21 protein-coding genes are annotated in these 20,503 nt (G+C 40.8%); 9 read left to right on the top strand and 12 right to left on the bottom strand.

Translation table 11 applies throughout. The features are described 5' to 3' along the window. Positions 1-68 precede the first annotated feature (68 nt). Positions 69-197: a hypothetical protein gene (locus AHMF7616_RS27505; protein WP_262511724.1), complete on the top strand. Its 129-nt coding sequence runs from the start codon at positions 69-71 to the stop codon at positions 195-197. 69 nt (positions 198-266) lie between these two features. Here AHMF7616_RS27505 and AHMF7616_RS11975 read toward each other — a convergent pair whose 3' ends face one another. Then, positions 267-1,178, bottom strand: coding sequence for a YheT family hydrolase (locus tag AHMF7616_RS11975; protein ID WP_317047602.1), 912 nt, complete (start codon positions 1,176-1,178; stop codon positions 267-269). Positions 1,179-1,510: 332 nt separating this feature from the next. On the opposite strand from AHMF7616_RS11975, the gene rpsT reads away from it, so the two are divergent. After that, complete coding sequence (gene rpsT / locus AHMF7616_RS11970) at positions 1,511-1,771, top strand: 30S ribosomal protein S20 (RefSeq protein ID WP_115373100.1); 261 nt, start codon at positions 1,511-1,513, stop codon at positions 1,769-1,771. A gap of 189 nt (positions 1,772-1,960) precedes the next feature. On the opposite strand, the gene pyk is transcribed toward rpsT, so the two are convergent. After that, entirely contained in the window at positions 1,961-3,391 is a 1,431-nt protein-coding gene (pyk, locus tag AHMF7616_RS11965) for a pyruvate kinase (protein WP_199474197.1), read from the bottom strand. A 1-nt stretch (position 3,392) separates the two neighbouring features. Then, positions 3,393-3,821, bottom strand: coding sequence for an IPExxxVDY family protein (locus AHMF7616_RS11960; protein WP_115373099.1), 429 nt, complete (start codon positions 3,819-3,821; stop codon positions 3,393-3,395). A gap of 174 nt (positions 3,822-3,995) precedes the next feature. On the opposite strand from AHMF7616_RS11960, the gene AHMF7616_RS11950 reads away from it, so the two are divergent. The 5 genes from AHMF7616_RS11950 to lgt all read left to right on the top strand — a co-directional run bounded on the left by AHMF7616_RS11950 (position 3,996) and on the right by lgt (position 9,551). Beyond that, positions 3,996-4,232, top strand: a complete 237-nt coding sequence (locus AHMF7616_RS11950) for an acyl carrier protein (protein ID WP_007659745.1) — start codon at positions 3,996-3,998, stop codon at positions 4,230-4,232. A 69-nt stretch (positions 4,233-4,301) separates the two neighbouring features. Further along, positions 4,302-5,549, top strand: coding sequence for a beta-ketoacyl-ACP synthase II (gene fabF, locus AHMF7616_RS11945; RefSeq protein ID WP_115373097.1), 1,248 nt, complete (start codon positions 4,302-4,304; stop codon positions 5,547-5,549). A gap of 7 nt (positions 5,550-5,556) precedes the next feature. Next, on the top strand, positions 5,557-6,288 hold the full coding sequence (gene rnc, locus AHMF7616_RS11940; RefSeq protein ID WP_115373096.1) for a ribonuclease III: 732 nt from the start codon (positions 5,557-5,559) through the stop codon (positions 6,286-6,288). Positions 6,289-6,735: 447 nt separating this feature from the next. Further along, complete coding sequence (gene nadE, locus AHMF7616_RS11935) at positions 6,736-8,607, top strand: NAD(+) synthase (protein WP_115375576.1); 1,872 nt, start codon at positions 6,736-6,738, stop codon at positions 8,605-8,607. A 92-nt stretch (positions 8,608-8,699) separates the two neighbouring features. Next, positions 8,700-9,551: a prolipoprotein diacylglyceryl transferase gene (lgt, locus tag AHMF7616_RS11930; RefSeq protein WP_115373095.1), complete on the top strand. Its 852-nt coding sequence runs from the start codon at positions 8,700-8,702 to the stop codon at positions 9,549-9,551. A gap of 298 nt (positions 9,552-9,849) precedes the next feature. Here lgt and yidD read toward each other — a convergent pair whose 3' ends face one another. Beyond that, positions 9,850-10,068 (bottom strand): membrane protein insertion efficiency factor YidD, encoded by a 219-nt coding sequence (yidD, locus tag AHMF7616_RS11925; RefSeq protein WP_317047601.1) that lies wholly within the window; start codon positions 10,066-10,068, stop codon positions 9,850-9,852. Positions 10,069-10,302: 234 nt separating this feature from the next. Here yidD and AHMF7616_RS11920 point away from each other — a divergent pair, with 234 nt between their 5' ends. Both AHMF7616_RS11920 and AHMF7616_RS11915 read left to right on the top strand, forming a co-directional pair. Further along, a complete protein-coding gene (locus AHMF7616_RS11920; protein ID WP_115373094.1) occupies positions 10,303-11,124 on the top strand; it encodes a PorV/PorQ family protein in 822 nt (273 codons plus the stop codon). Next, the gene (locus AHMF7616_RS11915; RefSeq protein ID WP_233507505.1) at positions 11,115-13,244 is read left to right on the top strand and encodes a ComEA family DNA-binding protein; all 2,130 of its coding nucleotides are present in this window, start codon (positions 11,115-11,117) and stop codon (positions 13,242-13,244) included. The genes AHMF7616_RS11920 and AHMF7616_RS11915 overlap by 10 nt, the downstream gene beginning before the upstream one ends. An 87-nt stretch (positions 13,245-13,331) precedes the next feature. Here the strand turns inward: AHMF7616_RS11915 and AHMF7616_RS27500 are convergent, their stop codons facing one another. From AHMF7616_RS27500 to AHMF7616_RS11875, 8 genes are all read right to left on the bottom strand, one after another. Further along, positions 13,332-13,991, bottom strand: coding sequence for an ankyrin repeat domain-containing protein (locus AHMF7616_RS27500; RefSeq protein ID WP_115373093.1), 660 nt, complete (start codon positions 13,989-13,991; stop codon positions 13,332-13,334). A gap of 335 nt (positions 13,992-14,326) precedes the next feature. After that, entirely contained in the window at positions 14,327-14,692 is a 366-nt protein-coding gene (gene rplS, locus AHMF7616_RS11905) for a 50S ribosomal protein L19 (RefSeq protein ID WP_115373092.1), read from the bottom strand. Between the two features lie 217 nt (positions 14,693-14,909). Continuing rightward, a complete protein-coding gene (gene trmD / locus AHMF7616_RS11900; RefSeq protein WP_115373091.1) occupies positions 14,910-15,584 on the bottom strand; it encodes a tRNA (guanosine(37)-N1)-methyltransferase TrmD in 675 nt (224 codons plus the stop codon). Then, the gene (gene rimM / locus AHMF7616_RS11895) at positions 15,574-16,143 is read right to left on the bottom strand and encodes a ribosome maturation factor RimM (RefSeq protein WP_115373090.1); all 570 of its coding nucleotides are present in this window, start codon (positions 16,141-16,143) and stop codon (positions 15,574-15,576) included. The genes trmD and rimM overlap by 11 nt, the downstream gene beginning before the upstream one ends. A 15-nt stretch (positions 16,144-16,158) precedes the next feature. Then, on the bottom strand, positions 16,159-16,692 hold the full coding sequence (locus tag AHMF7616_RS11890; RefSeq protein WP_115373089.1) for a 30S ribosomal protein S16: 534 nt from the start codon (positions 16,690-16,692) through the stop codon (positions 16,159-16,161). Positions 16,693-17,141: 449 nt separating this feature from the next. Next, positions 17,142-18,638 (bottom strand): hypothetical protein, encoded by a 1,497-nt coding sequence (locus tag AHMF7616_RS11885; RefSeq protein ID WP_115373088.1) that lies wholly within the window; start codon positions 18,636-18,638, stop codon positions 17,142-17,144. A gap of 121 nt (positions 18,639-18,759) precedes the next feature. Next, entirely contained in the window at positions 18,760-19,494 is a 735-nt protein-coding gene (locus tag AHMF7616_RS11880) for an acyl-CoA desaturase (protein ID WP_115373087.1), read from the bottom strand. Between the two features lie 147 nt (positions 19,495-19,641). Continuing rightward, positions 19,642-20,352 (bottom strand): RluA family pseudouridine synthase, encoded by a 711-nt coding sequence (locus AHMF7616_RS11875; RefSeq protein ID WP_233507503.1) that lies wholly within the window; start codon positions 20,350-20,352, stop codon positions 19,642-19,644. Between the last annotated feature and the right edge of the window lie 151 nt (positions 20,353-20,503).

Raw genomic sequence — 20,503 nt, 5'->3', positions numbered from 1 at the left:
TGCGGCTCGTAGATTTAGCCTTGCATTTAGTTTAAGCGGCGGTAATAGGGGAATAAACGCGTCCGGATTTGCTGAAAAGATCCTTCTATTCTACTCTGACCATTGCCCAAGATTACTTGCCCGAAATAAATGTAAGCCGCACAGCTGAACAGTCATTAACGGATAAACCTGCTCAGGCTGCCCTTAATCCCAGTTAAACAGCTCTCTGTTGAGTCTTTAAATTAAAAAATTTAAAAAAATTTCTTTTGAAAGACCAACAAGAACAATTATACCATGTTTCCTTTGGTAAAAAACTCTACGGCTCTTCGATCGGAATAATATTGATTTTTTGAATAATTTTCGACAAAGCCTACGTGTCCACCATCTTTCGGCATCTCTAAATAAAAATAAGGATTGGCCTCCGCTTCGGCTATTGGAAAGCACTCCGGCGATAAAAACGGGTCGTTCTGAGCATTTACGAGTAAGGTCGGAATTTTAATATTTTTTAAATATTGCTTAGAGCTACACTGCGTATAATACTCGTGCGCATCTTTGAAACCGTGAATGGGGGCGGTATACCGTTCGTCAAATTCCGGGAAGGTGCGGAGTTTGTGATAATTATCCAGGGTCATAGTAACGGGCATTAAAGGTTCTTTTGCCGCCAGCTTTAATCGTAAGGATTTCAGGAAACGCTGCATGTAAATCCGGTTTTCGAGTTGCGCCATTTTGCGGGAAGCACTGTTGATGTGGCATGGTACGGAAAAAACCGCTGCTTTTTTAATTTCGATGGGTAGTTGGTCCGGGCGTTTACCTAAATAATTTAAAGTAATGTTGCCACCCATGCTAAACCCAACTAAATATAACTCTTGGTAGTTACCGGTGCCAAGCGTATACTCCACCACTAGTTGTAAATCCTCGGTAGCGCCCATGTGGTAGGAGCGAAGCAATTTATTAGGTTCGCCGCTACAACTTCTAAAGTTCCAGGCTAAAGCATCAAACCCAGCCTGGTTCATGGCCTTTACCATTCCTTTTATATACGGCCGGCCGGCGTCACCTTCCAATCCATGCGATAAAATCACTAATATCTTAGTAGCTGTTTTACTCTTACTCCAGTCTAAGTCCAGGAAATCACCATCGGGTGTAAATATGCGTTCGCGCTGGTAATACACTTCGGATACTTCGCGAAATAAACCCGGCATAATCGTTTGTAAATGGCCATTAAAAAAATAAAGCGGTGCCCGGTAAAGGCTTTTAATTACAGGCATATAATACCAATAAAACGTATAACACAAAGTATATGGTGTACTAATAAACTTTAGCGTTTCATACCACCTCTTCAATTATCATTTACTCTTTCTCGTTGAAACGGGAAAACCTAGATTTCTATGTTTTGTCAATCATTAATTTTTAAATTTTGCCTCTTCTTGTCCGTGATAAAAATCTTTTCTACGTTTGGAATAAACATAAAATCGTTTTATCTTTGCCCACTCATTTAGAAAAGGCAATAGAAATAATATAATAACAATATACCATGGCTAACCATAAGTCGGCATTAAAAAGAATAAGATCAAACGAAGCGAAGCGTGTATTAAACAGATATCAGGCAAAAACTACCCGTACTTTTATTAAAAAATTAAAAGGAACTACGGATCAGGCCGAAGCTCAAGAGCTGTTTAAAAAAGTATCTTCGATGCTGGATAAATTAGCGAAGCGTAACATTATTCATAAAAATAAAGCCGCAAATAACAAGTCTAAATTAGCCAGACATATTAACGCCTTAGCTGCCGCATAATTTCGGAAGCGCTTATATTTAGCTTTACATATTTAGAAAGTCTTACTACCAGTAAGGCTTTTTTTATGTTGTAGATTCTGGGTTTTAGTAGAGTGATTTTCAAAATCAAGCCCAATAGCAAAACAAAAATTTAAAAAATAAAGCCCGAACAAGAGTGTTCGGGCTTTATTTTTAAATTTTATACCAGCGTTAAGCAATGCTTAATTTAATCGTGTTAGCGCTCCGGCGTTCCCGCACGGGAATACTCGTAACATTTATGTAAACGTCACCAGTTTGCAGATAATTGTTTTGGGTTAAGGCTGTGCGGAAATCTGTGATTAATTCATCCGTCGAAGCTGGTTCACCTTCGTAATAGAACCCTCGAATGCCCCAAACTAAATTTAGTTGATGCAGCAGTTGCCGGTTATCGGTAAAAATAAAAATATTTGCTTTAGGCCGGTGCTTGGCAATATGAAAAGCCGTATATCCCGAACGCGTCATGCAAATAATAGCTTTGGCATTGGTATCGCGGGCAAGTGCGCAGGCATTTGCTACTACCATTTTACTGTAAAATGATTGTACATTGGGTGCCAAGGTTATTACCTTGTTAAATACCCCGGGCTGTGCTTCTACCGAAGCTAGTGTGCGGCTCATGCTCCGAACAGTTTCTAAGGGGTAAGAACCGGCAGCAGTCTCTGCACTCAACATTACGGCATCCGCTCCGTCCAAAACGGCATTGGCAACATCGTTGGTTTCGGCGCGCGTAGGTCGGGCGTTGGTAATCATGCTTTCCATCATTTGGGTAGCTACTATTACCGGTTTACCCGCTTTGTTACACTTATCAATCATCATTTTTTGCAGCATGGGTACTTCTTCAGCCGCAATTTCTACGCCCAGGTCGCCTCTAGCCACCATAATACCGTCGGTTACCGCAATAATCTCATCAATATTCCGGATAGCTTCCGGTTTTTCAATTTTAGCGATCACCATGGTTTTTTTACCGCGTTCCGAGATAATTCGCTTAATTTCGTGAATATCTTCGGCCCGGCGCACAAACGACAGCGCTACCCATTCCACATCGTTATCCAGGCCAAAATGTAAATCCTCTACGTCCTTGTCGGTAAGCGAAGGGGCTGATACGGCAGTGTCCGGTAAGTTAATGCCTTTACGGGGTTTTACCGGCCCCCCGTATTTAACTTCCACATCCACTTCTTTGTCGTTATCGGTAGCCAGTACTTTTAATTCAATCTTACCATCATCAATTAAAATGGCATCACCGGGTTTTACGTCCCTGGCTAATTCTAAATAAATGGTTGAAAGCCGGGTAGCAGTACTCACGGAATAATCGCAAACTAACTTTATTTTATCGCCGGCGTGGATCGTAACCATGCCGTTTTCTACGTCGCCCAAGCGAATTTTCGGACCTTGCAAGTCCTGCATCAAACAAACATTTGTGCCCAGTTCCTGGTTGATCTGACGGACCGTACTCACCACGTGTTGATGATCGCTGTGTTTGCCGTGCGAAAAATTCAAACGAAAAACGTCAACTCCTTCCATAACGAGCGCTTTTAACATGTCGTACTGGTTACTGGCGGGGCCAACGGTGGCGATAATTCTGGTCTTATTAAAGGTTATTTCCATATTAAAACATCAGGTTTTCCTTGAACTTAAGCGTATTCGGATCAAATTTTTTTACGTATTGTATTAACGGCACCAATTTAAAAACAGAATTTAATTCCTGCTGCCAGTTATCTTGTACTTCGCCGTTAATTTGCAGCAAGTAATCATACTCTTTTATATCAGGAGCTAAAAAAGGTTTTTTTAAAGTGCTTAAATCTGCCGATTTATTGCGTAATAACCGGAAAGTGCTGTATTCGGTGCAATGCAGGTAATTAGAAATTACCAGACGGCCTTTATTCAAAAAATCAAAATAAAGATCTTTTTGTTTCACTAGTCTGATTCGTAAGTATTTGTTTAACGCCCAGGCTAATTTATGCTCTCTGCTCGATGAAACCAGGCCGAACAGCTCAAAATCGTAATCGTAGTCTAAGTCGAGGCAGAGTGTTTTCATGAGTAATTTTGCGCAAGGTAAACAAATAATCGGGGCACTAAAATTAAAAAGTCAGAACAATAGTTTACCAGAAAAATGGAAAAACTTTTTTCCACAAGTTATTAAGATTATTTTTTTTGAAATTGTCTATTTAAATCTATTAATTTGCACAGTATTTCAAAAAAAGCTAAGAAAATGTCAGAAATCGCAGAAAAAGTAAAAGCAATAATCATTGATAAATTAGGAGTAGAAGAGTCGGAAGTTACCCCCGAAGCAAGTTTCACCAATGATTTAGGTGCTGACTCTTTAGATACGGTAGAACTTATTATGGAATTTGAAAAAGAATTCAATGTTTCTATTCCGGACGATCAGGCTGAAAACATTGCTACGGTAGGCCAGGCTATCAGCTACCTGGAAGAGCACGCCAAATAATTCCTTTCTTTTTGATCTAAATTAAAATTTTTCAATTTTCCCCATTTTTACCTCCCTCTACATTCGCTTATGGAGCTTAAGAGAGTTGTAGTAACAGGACTCGGTGCACTCACCCCAATTGGCAATACTGTTTCGGAATACTGGAATGGTTTGTCTACTGGCGTGAGTGGCGCTGCGCCTATTACCCGCTTTGATGCCAGCAAGTTTAAAACGCAATTCGCTTGCGAGCTGAAAGGCTACAATCCAGATGATTACTTCGAGCGAAAAGAAGGACGAAAAATGGATATGTTTACCCAATTTGCTCTTATTGCCAGCAACGAAGCCATCGCGGATTCAGGGATTCTGGATAATGTAAACCGCGACCGGGTGGGGGTAATTTGGGGCTCTGGTATTGGCGGCTTAAAAACTTTCCAGGAAGAGTCCATTCAGTTTGGTCGTGGCGATGGTAGCCCTCGCTTTAATCCCTTCTTTATCCCCAAAATGATTGCCGATAGTTCTTCGGGTAATATTTCTATTAAAAACGGTTTCCGGGGGCCTAATTTTGTTACTACTTCGGCTTGTGCTTCTTCTTCCGATTCGATTGTTACGGCTTTAAATTATATCCGTTTGGGCATGGCCGACGTGATTGTTACGGGTGGGTCCGAAGCGGCCATTACCGAATCGGGTATTGGGGGCTTTAACGCCTTAAAAGCCATGAGCGAACGAAACGACGATCCTTTAACGGCTTCTCGGCCCTACGATAAAGATCGGGATGGTTTTGTACTGGGCGAAGGTTCAGGTGCTTTAATACTCGAAAGTTACGAGCATGCTAAAGCCCGGGGAGCTAAAATATACGCCGAAGTAATTGGTGGTGGTTTATCTTCGGATGCTTACCATATAACCGCCCCCGACCCGAATGGAGAAGGGGTTGTGCTTGTGATGCAAAACGCTTTGCGCGATGCTAACATTAGCCCCGAAGAGGTAGATTATATCAATACGCACGGCACCAGTACGCCTTTAGGCGATGGCGCCGAAGTTACGGCTATTCAAAAAGTGTTTGGAGAACATGCGTATAATTTAAATATTAGTTCCACTAAAAGCATGACGGGCCATTTACTCGGTGGCGCGGGGGGCATAGAAGCCGTAGCCGCTATTTTGGCCATTCAACACGGAATGGTACCACCTACCATTAACCACTTTACTGACGACGAAACCATTGATCCAAAATTAAATTTTACTTTTAATACGGCACAAGCCCGTGCGGTAAATGTGGCAATAAGTAACACGTTTGGGTTTGGCGGGCACAACACTTCTGTCATTTTCCGGAAGGTACAATAACAGGTGTTTGATTAAATTGGTGTTAGGTTTATTTCGCAAAATATTCAGACAAGACCGGGACTTAGAAAAGTCCATTACCAACGTAACGGGGGTTACGCCGGGCAACATGCGCTTGTACCATTTAGCTTTAACCCACACTTCATTTGGTAAACCGCAGGGCAGCGAAAGGCATCAAACCAACGAACGCCTCGAATTCTTGGGTGATTCTATCCTGGGAGCCGTTATTGCAGAATTTCTCTACAAAAAGTTTCCTTACAAAGACGAGGGTTTTTTAACCGAAATCCGCTCCCGCATTGTTAACCGCGAATCGCTGAACCACATTGCGCTGCGGATTGGCATTAATACCTTGGTAAAAGTAGATCAGGCTAGTCATTCGGCGCGGTACAAATCCATTAACGGCAATGCTCTGGAGGCCTTAGTTGGAGCAATTTATTTAGATAAAGGGTACAAAGAAACCAAGCGTTTTATTCTGGATAAATTAATTAAACCACATTTTGATTTAAATGAATTAGTTTCCACCACCAAAAATTTTAAATCCAAGTTAATCGAATGGGCGCAATCGCAGAATAAAACAGTTCGGTTCGATATTATCCATCAAAAACAATCCGGCAGCACCACCGAGTTTACGTCGGAAGTTACCATTGATGGAAATCCTGTTGCTACAGGTACCGGTTACTCCAAGAAAAAAGCCGAACAAGCCGCTGCCGAAAAAGGTTTAGCTGCTCTCCAGGTCTTATAAAAGCGCCTATTGGCTGAGGTTCAATACCATCATTCTTTCAGTTTTAAAAATTACCGCGCTTTTCTAGTAGAATCAAAAAATTTCCTTTCTGTTTCCTCATTCTGTTCGTGTAATTTTGCTAATTTTTAAAAAACAGCAGATTAGAGACTCTTACCCAGAATACCTTATCTAAAGTTCCGAAATGTAGCTGCTTTTAATTAGTTGATAGAATTGCATATAAGTAGTATAAGTTTTATTATTTTGGCTTAAGTTGCAGCTACGGTAACTTTAAAAATTTAAAAACAGGGTAGTTATTTGTTTCGTTTTTTAAATTTTAGTTGAAGAACCTGGATACTTTAACAAAATTCCAAGTTTGGGGTTTATGGGATGGAATCCACTATAAAATTTAAAAAATCTAAAGCAGATCAGCTGCTAACTTGCTAAGTGCATATTTCGTTGAAAGACCACATGAAGACTAGCCTCAAAATTGCGGGAGCCGCGTTAAACCAAACTCCGCTCGACTGGAAAAATAATCTGACGAACATTAAAAATGCCATTAATGAAGCGCAAGCCCAACATGTAGAGATTCTGTGCTTACCCGAGTTAGCCATAACGGGCTACGGCTGTGAAGATATGTTTCTGAGTTCGTGGTTACCCGAAGTGGCGTTCGAAAAGTTGCTAGAGGTAAAAGAATGGTGCACCGATATTATTGTTTGTGTGGGCTTACCATTGCCTTTGCATAATCGCATTTACAATACTACCTGCGTCATTAAGAATCAGGAAATTATCGGTTTTACGGCAAAACAATTTTTGGCGAACGACGGCGTGCATTACGAACCCCGTTGGTTTACTTCGTGGCCGGCCAACGAGATTCGTACTTTTGAAAAGAACGGCCATCCATACCAAATAGGCGATATTATCTACGAAGAGCAAGGCGTACGCTTTGCCTTTGAAATTTGCGAGGATGCCTGGCGTTCCGATAACGATCGGCCCGCCAGCCGGCATTTGGCGAAAGGCGTACATTTGATTATCAACCCCAGTGCGAGCCATTTTGCCATGAGCAAAACCGATTTGCGCTATAAGCTGGTCCTTAATGCTTCTAAAAAGTTTAATTGCACGTATTTGTACGTAAACTTATTAGGTAACGAAGCGGGCCGCATGATTTACGACGGCGAGATTTTAATTGCCCAGAACGGAAACCTGATTACCCGAAACGTATTGCTCAGTTTTAAAAGTGTAGACGTAGAATCAGCCGAGGTTAATTTTGCGCAACCATTAGTACCGGCCGAAACAATCGCCGAATTAGGCCCGATTGACGAAATTAAAGAATTTATTTCCGCTATTACTTTAGCTTTATTTGATTACCTGCGCAAAAGCCGGAGCAAAGGTTTTGTTTTGTCGTTAAGTGGAGGAGCCGATTCCTGCGCTTGCGCTATTGCCGTAGCCGAAATGATCCGTAGGGCAGTACTGGAAATTGGGCTGGATGAGTTTGCGGCTAAACTCAATATATTTTCTTCCGAAGAAATTAATAATTTAAAAAATTTGTCGGAAATAGAGCAAGTAAAAGCAGCCACTAAAAGATTATTAGTTACCGCTTATCAAGCCTCGCGTAACTCTTCGGAGGATACCTTTAACTCGGCTAAAGGATTAGCTGACTCTATTGGGGCCACTTTTTACCATTGGTTCATTGACGACGAAGTAGCCGGATATACTGAAAAAGTAGAAAAATCTATCGGACGGAAACTGACCTGGGAACACGACGATATTACGTTGCAAAATATTCAGGCTCGGGTACGGGCCCCGGTTATCTGGATGCTGGCCAATTTAAATAATGCGCTCTTAATGGCTACTTCTAACCGAAGCGAAGCTGCCGTGGGCTATGCCACCATGGATGGCGATACGGCTGGTAGTATTTCGCCTTTAGCCGGCATCGATAAAGATTTTTTGCGACAATGGCTGGTGTGGGCCGAACGGGAGTTAGGGTATACTGGTTTACGTTTTGTGAATGCGCTGCAACCCACCGCCGAGTTACGCCCCGCGGAACAAACCCAAACCGACGAAAAAGATTTAATGCCCTACAAAATTCTAAATCAGATTGAGCGGCTGGGCTTTTATGAACGTCTGTCGCCTAAGCAAGTATTTGAAAAAATGCGCGGCGTAGAACCCGATGATTTATTAAAAATGCACATTAAACGGTTCTTTACTCTCTGGACCCGTAATCAATGGAAACGCGAGCGATATGCTCCTTCTTTCCACCTCGACGATTACAACCTGGATCCTCGAAGTTGGCTGCGCTTTCCAATTTTAAGTGGCAGTTATCAGGAAGAACTTGATTTTTAACCTGGTTTTACCATAACGGTTTATTTAAAAGATAGCGCTAAGATTATCTTAATTTGTGTAATTTTGGCGCTTACCTGTTTACTATGACTTTCATGAACCTCTTCCTTTGGAATCCGATCGTCTGGAATGTATCGCCGGAAATATTTGATTTTGGATTTTTTGCTTTACGCTGGTACGGATTGTTGTTTGCGCTGGGTTTTGTGTTCGGACAACGTATTTTAACCCACATTTATAAAGCTGAAGGCCGTACCGAGCAAGATGTGGATATTATTACCTTGTACATGATTGTGGGTACGGTGCTAGGAGCCCGACTTGGGCACTGCTTGTTCTATGAGCCCGAAGTATACCTAAGAGATCCGATCCGAATTTTAAAAATTTGGGAAGGCGGTTTAGCCAGTCACGGGGCTACCATTGGTATTTTGCTAGCATTGTACCTATTCAGCCGAAAATATAAATTTGATTATCTATGGGTGTTAGACCGCATTGTAATTGTTGTGGCCTTAGGAGGAGCCTTGATCCGGTTAGGTAATTTGTTTAATTCCGAGATTATCGGTAAACCTACTACCTTGCCTTGGGCCTTTAAATTTGAAAAAAATCACGAGATTATCAATGGGGTGCAAGCTTCTTTGCAACCCCGTCACCCAGCTCAATTATACGAATCTATTTCCAGCTTCTTATTATTCTTGTTTTTATACTATCTCTGGAACCGTCGAAAGTCGTTTACTCCGCGGGGTTTATTGTTCGGATTATTTGTGGTAATCTTATTTTCATTGCGCTTTGTTTATGAGTTTTTAAAAGAGAACCAAGTAGATAAAGAAGATTACTTGCTCAATGCCATTGGCATGAATATCGGACAACTTCTAAGCGTTCCATTAATTCTCGTAGGTATTTATATTCTGTTCCGGGCTATTACCAAACCCACGTATGTAAATCCGGTAAAATAATTAATGGACTGCTGTTTGTTATAAACCTGTAATTAGATAAATTATGAGGTTTATGCTTTTTAAAGAATTGAACATTTCGAAGTTTTAGATAGGAAGTAAATTTGTAATTCCTAGAATCTAGCAATAAGATAAAATACCTTTGAACTGGTTTAAACTTCCAATTAACCACTTTTTGTTAGGTCAGAAGCATAACTGCTTTTTCAAAAAATGGTAGGTAGTTTATATTTAGTTTTGAATGGGTTAGATTTACATTAGGGTTATTTCAGGTAGTATTTTAAAATTTGATTCAAAGGTTTAGTTACGGAACAGGGTCATAGCCGCTTCCTCCCCAAGGGTGGCATTTTACCAGTCGCTTTACCGCTAATTTAGTTCCCACAATAGAGCCATGTTTGCGTAAAGCTAGTCCGGCGTACTCGGAACAAGTAGGCGTAAACCGGCAACTGGGTGTTTTTAAAGGCGAAAGCACTTTTTGATAAACCCACACTAAGCTTAATAAGAAATACTGCATGAATTTCATAACTCACCCATCTAACTGGTAACTCTACAACCAAAAATTAAGCAGCTCCGTGCGATTAAAGCTTGTGTAAAATTAGTATTTCTTGGATTACAACTCTTTTTATCAGATAAAAGAAAACCGCGGTCTAAACAGCTTCAGATGTTTAGCACCAATGGAGTTGGTGTTATTTAAGATTAATCTGGTTTAAAAACAAGCTTATTAGTATGCTATTGCGCGAAAATTTAAAAATACAGTATGGTTGTTTTTACCCGGTTAACTTTTTGTTTCATTTTATTCTTTTGGGTTTCTAATACTTATGCGGCTCATGAACCTTTTCCTATCGGTGCCCGTGCCGCTGGATTATCGGGCGCGTCCGTAACTTTAACCGATGTTTGGGCTGTCCGTAACAATGTAGCCGGCATTGCCTCATTAAAGGCATTGGAGTTAGGTGTGTTCGCTGAGAACCGGTTTAACATTACCGCCTTTTCTACAGTTGGTCTGCAAGCCGTATTTCCTACCAAAAAAGCAGGAGCGTTTGGGGTAGATTGTTCCAGATTCGGCGATCAATGGTACAACGAACAACGCTTAGGTATTGGTTTTGCTCACCGCCTGGGTACCGTAAATTTAGGTATTAAAGCCGATTTGTTGCAAACGCATTTGGAAGAATTAGGTAGCAAAAAAGTTATTGCTATTTCATTCGGTGGTCAGTCTGAAGTTGTTCCGCATTTAGTTTTTGGCGCATCCATTTTTAACATCAATCAAGCAAAACTCGGTGATTACCAGGACGAACGCCTGCCTACAGTGATGCGGGCCGGCTTATCGTACCAGCCTATTAAGCAAGTGCAGGTAATAACCGAAGCCGAAAAGCATTTAGAATACCCGGTTAATTTAAAAGTAGCCTTGGAGTACAAGTTAATTGAAAAACTCACCTTACGGACCGGTGTAGCCACTGCTACGGAGCAATTTTCGTTTGGTACTGGCTTCCAGGCCAAGCAGTTGCAATTGGATTATGGTTTTGGCCGCCAATCTGTTTTAGGAAATCTCCATCAATTAGCCATATCTTTTAAATGGAATTAAGCAGCAACAAGTGGCTAAGGCTGATATTAGGCAGCTTTTTATGGCTGGCAAGTACTTTTACATGGGCCCAGGAAGTACCGCGTGCTGCTATAAATTTAGAATTATTAGCTCAGGAACTTGTCACTCAACCGGATAATGCCAACCTGGTATACGAAGATGTTTACGAAAATCTTCTTCAATACTATCAGCAACCAATTAACCTGAACAAAACCAATCGCGAAGAATTAGAATCATTATTTATTTTGTCGCCGATGCAGGTAAATAACTTTCTGGAGTATATGCGGTTAAACAGTCCCTTGTTAAGTTCTTATGAATTACAAGCTATTCCGGGATTTGATTTAGCTACTATTTACAAATTACTGCCCTTTGTGGTTATACCCGCAGGAAACCTGCTCACGCAATTACAGCCTTTATGGCTCCGCATGCAACAAGAAGAAAACCAATATTTCTTAGTTCGATACGACCGTTCGCTGCAGCAACGAAAGGGATACACTTTGGCTGATACCAGTAGCACCGGTAGAATTGCCAGCCGTTACCAGGGCTCCCCCAACAAATACCTCATTCGGTACCGTAACAGCCATGCCCGTGATTTTAGTGTGGGCTTTACCGCGGAAAAAGATGCCGGTGAACAGTTGATTTGGGATAAGGATACCCGGCGTTACGGCTTAGATTTTTACTCCGCGCATCTGCAATTGTATAATCAAGGTAGGTTTAAAACCTTAGCAATAGGCGATTATCAGATGCAGTTTGGCCAAGGATTACTGCTGGCGGGCGGTTTCGCCGTGGGCAAAGGCGCCGAAACAATTACTACCCTCCGCCGGAGCAACTTAGGTATCAGACCTTATTCATCAGTGTTGGAGGCAGCTTTTTTTCGGGGAGCCGCTGTTACTTATACCTGGGGTTCCTGGGAATCAACGTTGTTTTACTCACAGAAAAACCTGGATGGTAATCTGCAAAGTAGCACGGATACTTTAGCAACGGAAGATGGAGCTACCGACGATTCTTTTTCTTCTATTCAAGCCACAGGCTTTCACCGGACCCTTTCCGAAATTAATGCGAAGCACCGAATAGAGGAACACGTAACCGGCGGAAATTTTTTGTACCGGGCTAAACACGCTCCATTTACAATTGGCTTAACTGCTCTGCGCACCACATACAGCGCAGCCCGGCAACCCGTCTCACGCTCGTATAACCAATTTGAGTTTACTGGCCGGCAGCTTGTAAGTGTCGGAACGCACTATGCCTATAGCTGGCAAAATTTAAATTTTTTCGGAGAAACGGCCCGCTCTTCTACCGGAGGCTGGGGAACTGTAAATGGGATACTGGCGAGTTTGTCGGCGCAGGTAGAAGCATCCGTACTTTACCGTAATTACGGTCGTCAGTTTCATTCTGCGTACGGGAACGCCTTTGGCGAAAGCACCCGCAATAACAATGAGCAAGGTTGGTACTTTGGTTTAAAGATAAAACCGGCTTCCCACTGGGAAATTACAGCCTATCACGATCTTTTTACCTTTCCTTGGCTAAAATACCGGGTAGATGCTCCTTCTCATGGATCCGAGAGTTTAGTACGTTTGCAATACCAACCAACTAAAACAGCTCTACTATACGCGCAATTCCGGACGGAGAATAAGGGGCGAAATACACCAGTGGTAAATCAACAGATTGATTTTGTGAGCCCAACCCTTCGTCATAGCTTTTTGGTATATCTAGATTATACACCTACGCCTAAGCTAAACTTACGTTCGCGGATACAGCAGAGCTCTTTTATCGTTGAAGGCAGTACTACCCAAGGTTATTTTATGGCGCAGGATATTAATCTAAATTTAAAAAAATGGCAGTTTAGTACCCGTTATGGCTTGTTCGACACTGATAATTACGATAACCGCCAGTATACCATAGAGCGGGATGTGTTGTATGCATTCTCCGTGCCTGCTTTGAGCGGAGTAGGAGCGCATTATTACCTTCTGGTACAATTTAAAGCCAGTGCCAAACTTAATTTCTGGCTAAAGTATTCGGCTACAGATTACCGCCACCAGAAAACCCTAGGTTCAGGTTTGGAGGAAATGCAGGGGAGCCAGCGGGAAGATGTTCGCGTACAGGTACGCTATGGTTTCCATTAAAATTTAGTAACTTAACTGCTGTATCTTAGAAATACTATGGCAATGTTTTTAGCAAGAAGTAATTAGTACCTTAAAAAATTTAAAAAATTAACCGGCTACAAACATTTGCACTGCTTCCGTGTGCTTGCATTTAAGAGCAATGTCCATAGCTGTTTCGCCTGCAGTCGTTACTGCATTAATATCAGCCCCATGTTCCAGTAGTAATTTAATCATATCCGCATCGCCGTGTTGGGCAGCGGTGTGCAGCGGCGTAAAACCGTGTTGTTGCTGGCCGTTAATAGCCGCGCCTTGCTGCAATAAGTAAGTAACGGTTTCGAGGCTACGAGATGCTACTGCGGAGTGTAATGGATGCACTTGCCAGGCATTTTTAGAAGGTTCATTTACCGCGGCTCCTTTTACTAGTAATAACTTTACGGTATCCAGATGGCCAAAAAAGCTTGCTAAACCTAAAGGACTAAACCCATCCGGGGAAGTGGCATGCAGTAATTCCGGTTGTTCGTTCAGCAATTCCTGAACCCGGTCGTTTTCTCCTAAAGCAGCTGCTTCAAATATACTGAGCTTATAATTGTCATGAGCCAGTAACACTTCTAATAAGCGCGGATTCCGCTGGTAAGTGGCTAACAAGACTACTGAAATCTGGTCATCAGTTTTTGCATGAATTAAATCTGGTTCATTCGATAATAAGGCTTTTACCTGCGCAATATCACCTGATTTTACAGCTTCCCGTATTTCTGTTTCGTTAGACATAATTTTACTTTTCTATTAAATTACCAATATACCAGTTTTTGTTGTGTTTGTTTCTTTCTGCGGAATGGATGATCGTAATAGTAAATAGCAGCCCCTTTGTATAAAGAAATACTTGCTATTTACAATTTGTAGTGGGTAGCTAACTGCAAAGAAAAATTGTGTTAATTGTATGTACGTAAACATTAATCAAATTATAAAATATTTAAAATACGTTTCAAGATAGAAGTTAAAAGAAGATTGGAGAGAATCTAATTAAAAACAGAAGGCGCTAACCAGTTTCTGGTCAGCGCCTTCTGTTTTTAATATATGAAAGGCTATTTTTTAAATAATTAGAATTAAGCCGTTTTAAAACGACGTTCTTTAATTCTAGAAGCTTTACCGGAAAGACCACGGAGATAATACAAACGGGCTCTTCTTACTTTACCACGACGGATAACTTCAATTTTCTCAATGTTTGGTGATAATAAAGGGAAAATACGTTCCAGACCAATTTGGTTAGATACTTTACGTACCGTGAAAGTTTCACCATTGCTATTCGGGTTCTTACGCTGAATCACAACTCCTTGAAACTGCTGAATCCGTTCTTTGTTACCTTCCCGTATTTTTACGTGAATGTTAATGGTATCACCAGCAGCGAAATCAGGAATACCGGCGCGCTTTTCATTGTATTCTTGTTGAATGAGATCTAATAATTGGCTCATGGCTCTTATAATGGATTATAACGTATCTTCAAAATTCGGACTGCAAAGATAGAAAATTTTTTGTAAAAACAAAAAATTAGTTGATAGTTAGTAGACTGTATTACTCAGTAATCGTTCCTGTTTTAAGTTAAAAAATCAGAAAATGAATAGCAGAAATACTTTTGAAAACTCGGCCGTTTAATAATATTTTAAGGGATTGTGGACCGTAGACTATAGATTAATGCAGTAAATCCGGACGGCGTTGTTCGGTGCGGGCAACTGCTTGCTCAAAGCGCCATTGTTCTATTTTAGGAGTATCACCGGAAAGCAGAACGGCAGGTACCGACCAGCCATTGTAATCAGCCGGTCGGGTGTAAACCGGCGGGGCCAGTAAACCATCCTGAAACGAATCGGTTAAAGCCGATGATTCATCATTTAAAACGCCCGGTAAAATTCGGATTATAGCATCGGTTAAAACGGCTGCACCCAGTTCACCTCCCGATAATACATAATCACCAATACTAATTTCATGCGTGATAAAATGCTGGCGAACCCGTTCGTCTACTCCTTTGTAATGCCCGCATAGTATTATAATATTTTGTAAAAGAGAGAACCGGTTCACGGTATTCTGGGTTAAGGTTTCTCCGTCGGGAGTCATGTAAATAACGGCATTGTATTCGCGCTGTGCTTGTAATTCGGCTAAGCATTTGGCAATGGGCTCAATCATCATTACCATGCCAGCGCCCCCACCAAAAGCGTAATCATCAATCTGGCCGTATTTATTGATGGCATATTTACGCAAGTCATTCACGTAAATTTCTACCAGGCCTTTTTGTTGCGCGCGTTTTAAAATAGAATGGCCGAAAGGGCTATCGAGTAAGTCGGGCTGGCAACTAATAATATCAAACCGCATCGTCGTCGGGTTCTTCCTCCCTGCTGTTACCAGCCTGAGTGTACACCTCTACCAAGCCTTCGGGCAGGTTCACGTATAAGGTTTGCGTATCTTTTTCCGCTCGAAGTATGATTTCATCCTGCATGGGTATTAAAACTTCGGCGCCCTGGTAATCCATAGCCATTAAATCTTGGTGCGGAAGTTCAAACAACTCTTTTACTACTCCCAGTTTACCTAAGTTTTCATCCACAATAGTATAACCAATTAAGTCATGATAATAAAATTGGTCTGCTTCCAGGTCAGGTAAGGATTCTAGGGGCAGGTACAAGGAGATACCTTTTAACCTTTCGGCTTGCTCAATAGTATCGGTATCTTCAAATTTAACTAGAAACCGGTTTTTAGCTTGCGAGTCAATGGTTTGAATAAAAAAAGGAACCAGCTTTCCGCTAATAAGCAGGAAAACTGATTCCAATTCTTCGTAATCTTCCGGGTAATCTACATCAAAAAAAGCAATTACCTGGCCCTTAATACCATGCGTCCGGACGATGTAACCTAATTGGTAACAGGCATCAATATTCATGGTAGATAATTAAAATTAAGCTTGTTCTTCGGCGGCCGGTGCTTCGGCAGCGTCTTCCGCTGGAGCTGCCGGTTCAGCAGCTTTGGCAGCATCTGCGGCCCGTTTCCGGAGCGCCTCGGCGCGAGCTTCGTTAATTTTACGTTCGTTGTCTAAAGCAGCTTTAGCGGCATCGGATTTTTTCAAGTTTAAGGTTTCGCGCTTGCCCTGAATTTTAGCTTCTTTCTCATCTTTCCAGGTCTGGAATTTCGAATCGGCTTGCTCTTGCGTTAAAGCGCCTTTAGCTACTCCAATCTGTAAGTGCTTTTTAAACAATATTCCCGTATACGAAAGCATGGCTTTTACAGTATCGGTAGGTTGCGCACCGTTCATTACCCAGGTAAAAGCCTTATCCTGGTTGAAATTAATGGAAGCCGGATTGGTGTTGGGATTGTAAGTACCTAATTTTTCGATAAATTTTCCATCACGTGGGGATCTGGAGTCTGCCACCACAATGTCGTACATGGCAGCTTTTTTACGGCCTCTGCGGGCCAGTCTGATTTTAACAGGCATAATAAACTAACGTTTTGTTAAGCGACGGAACCCGTCCGTCTTTTTGAGGTTGCAAAGATAAGAAACTTTTTTAAAAATTGTATTACATCCAGTAAATAATGCTGTAGTTAAAGATCATCAATTCCTATAATTGTAATACTAAGTAGTTGGTCGTTTTTAGTTGTTCGTTGTAAGATCGTTAATAGATTAATAATCAAATACTTAAACTCAGGTTTTTATCAACTTAATTTTGTCCTGTTACTTATCTACTATTTTTTAAATTTTAGTTGCCTTACGATCAATAGGATAGTTACATTTTGAATAACCAGCTGAATTGTAATCCTTGGTTTTATCAGGGGACGAGAAAGTGCAAACCAATACTTTTTGCTGAACTGTAAAGCCCAAGTAACCAAACTCTGCTTAAGCTATTTAATTGTTTTAGAACAGATGCTGAAACTAAATTTAAACAATTATGGAATCAGAATTAATCGTAATTGAATGGAGTCCTGGACAGCATGTTGTCTGGCTTGTAAAGCTTGCTCGTAAGAAAAGCCGGTAAATTCACTTTGATCTAGGTATAAATAGGGCACCATTAAACTAGATTCTGACCAGGTTGCAACCGGAGTAATTTTTTCTATTTTTTTAAAATTTAGGATGTTAGCGGCCAGATAATAATCATCGAGCAACACATAACGGTAACCTTGTGCTTTTAAAGCAGGCAATTGCGCTTCATTAAAAACCAAAGTTACTTCGAGGTTAGCCTTTTGGGCAAAGGGTGTTATTCCTAAACCAACGGCGCTGGCTAATTTAGTAATGTGGCGGTGCTGTAAATAATTTACTACCAACGGATAACTAGTGTTCGCATAGGCGAAAACTTCTTTTTGCAATACAAAACCTTGGTAAATAATACTGGTTGAAATTAAACCAACCAGCAATATTCTATTCCTGATTAAGTGCAAGCTGCTCACGAAGGTAATAGCGTATAATAAACTGTATACCAGAAATAAACCCCGTGGAGCTTTTTGGAGCAAATGCATGCCGGCAACGTATAACAGGATAATCCAGAATAAGTATCCCCAAACGTGAATGGTCGTTTTGCGCCACGGTATAAAAATTTGCCGCCGAAATAATAGCGGAAAAAGAAATAGGCCTGCCACCACTAAAGGGGATTCAAACCGTAAGAAGTATTGCAAATAAAAGGATAAGTCTACATTTAAAAAACCAACTCGGGCACTTGGATTCGGAACTTGGTAATTATGAATAAGCGTATAGTAAACCGCCGGAAAACGGTAAAAAGGTAAGTTTACCAGCGCGGCAATCCCAGCATAAAAAACAAACGGCAATAATAGAATCAGCCCGCTGTAAATTAAATGTTTTTTCTGCAGAGCTCGGTCGAAATAAATATATTCTAAAACCAGGGCAATTGGCAACAGCAGCAAAAACTTATAATTAATTGTCAGCCCTATTGCTAAAAGTCCAGCTACCTGGAGAAAAGCGCTATAACTGTGTTCCCGAAAGCGTTTGTAATATTGGGGTAAAAGAAAAGCAAACAAGAATAAACTAGGTGCTTCTATGGTAAAATAGCGGCCATTGATGGCTAAGTAGCCCGATAAACCGGTAAATATTAATAGAAGGAAAGTAAAGAAGGCTGTTAAATTAACCTGGAGAGCTACAAATCGGCCAATGAGCAAAATGGCCAGCACATTAAACAAGCAGTTAACCAGAATATAAAACTGAAAATTTAACGCAAAAAACGTAAAGCAAGCATAAAACAGAAAAAAAGTAGGACTGGCGTGTTGAAATAAATGTTCAAAATGACCATTCCCAATTTCCTGCACAATCTGCCAGTTGCGGGCCGAATCGTAATCAAAAAAACCTGCTTGCCCGATTAAATGTGTTTGTATTGTGAAAATAAGGACACCGGCTGCAATGTAACCTACAAGAGAAAGGGGATGATTTTTAGGCACTCCTTATTTTATAGTTAAATAGTTAAAGGTAAGCTTGTTTTTATTTTGCTAAAGAGTAAAAATAAAAAAAGTCTCTTTATACAGCATAAAGAGACTTTGCATATAAAGTTAATACGGAAAGTTAAGCCCGTACTTTTTTTAAGCGAATAATTCTTAATTTATCCAGTGCCCAAATTACCGGATAAGTAGGATCTACTTCCCACCATTTTACGCCAAAATTAACCCGGTTAGGTAATTTGTGGTGATTGTTCTGAAATAACTCCCCGCCGGTTAAAAAATCAAAAAACAGGGAATTGCGGGATTTATCGTTATTGTCGAAGTTTTGATAACCGTATTTATGACCACTCCAATTAACAATAGCTCCATGTATCGGCCCCATTAAAAAGTGAAGCGGCAACAGCAAGTACATCCACCATTGGGTGGCAAAAGAAATGTAAAATAACACGTATAAAGTGCCCCAGCCAATCCGGGATAAGTAAGTGTCACCAACTTTTTCAATCGCATTCCATAAGGGATAACTACCTTCAAAACGCTCTTCGGCTTCTACACGTTTATGCAACACATTGTTGTAAATGTTTTTGGTTTTCCACATCATGGTAAAAGCATTATTGGAGAAATGCGGGGAGTGCGGATCTTTGTCGGTATCGGAAAATGCATGGTGCATGCGATGCAAAATAGCGTAAGCCCGCGGCGATAAAAACGAAGAACCCTGGGCAATATACGTTAGCAAAAAAAAGAATTTTTCCCAGAAAGAATTCATAGTGAACATTTTATGAGCCGCATACCGGTGCAGGTAAAATGTTTGAACAAATAAAGATAAGTACCAGTGCGCAACGAAAAATATAAGGATGGGCATCTTTAATAAAATAATATTTGAAGGTGAAAACTACAATAATGGAGTTTAGTGTAAAACAGTTTTGTTCCTATTAAGTTCACAAAGCTACAACACCAAGCCTAAACTTCTGAAATTATAGTAAAGTTTTTCACGTAAAATTGCTAAAATTCATGGTTTGGAAACAAGGAGGTTTATTTGTTGTTGGAACAAATTCCAGGGATAAGTAGCAGGTGGCAGCGCCGATACAAAAACCGGTTCGTGGCGTACGGGATGCAGAAATTTTAAAAAAAAGGCATGCAGGCAAATACTTTTATTTGGTAATAAGGCCGGAGCGCCATATTTTACATCGCCCACAATAGTACTTTTTTGGCTGGCTAACTGCACCCGTATTTGGTGGGGCCGGCCGGTTACAGGATTTACTTGTAATAAGCTAAATTCTGCTTCCTGACGGATGAACTGATAACTTAACTCAGCCCGCAAACTGTTAGGTACTTCTTTTACGTGTGCTTGCGTTGTATTGCGTTTTTCGTCTTTAACGAGCCAATGAATTAAGCGCGCCTGGGTATGAATGGGCGGATGATTAGTTATAGCCAGATAGGTTTTTTGAACAGTATTGTTTCGAAACTGCTCATTCATGCGCGCTAAAGCTTTGGAAGTTTTGGCCAGTAAAACAAGGCCACTAACCGGCCGGTCGAGGCGATGCACGACGCCGGTGAATACATTGCCCGGCTTTTGGTATTTTTCTTTTAAATACAGTTTTACTAATTCGGATAAAGGTACATCACCAGTTTCATCGCCTTGTACTAATAAGCCGGCGGGTTTATTAACTACAATCAAATGGTTATCTTCGTAAATTATAAATTGCCCAATATCAACCACTTTTTAATGTAAAATAAAAATGCAGAATTTTAACCTGATCAGAGTAATTTGATTGCTTAAAAATATACGGGTGGTAATGTTGCGAATATTAAAAAATCTTTCCACTGGCAATACATGACTGTTTAGCTGTTTTAAGTATTTGGGAATTTTA

The organism is Adhaeribacter pallidiroseus (assembly GCF_003340495.1).
Taxonomy (GTDB): Bacteria; Bacteroidota; Bacteroidia; order Cytophagales; family Hymenobacteraceae; genus Adhaeribacter; species Adhaeribacter pallidiroseus.
This window is presented reverse-complemented; position numbering and strand designations above follow the sequence as displayed.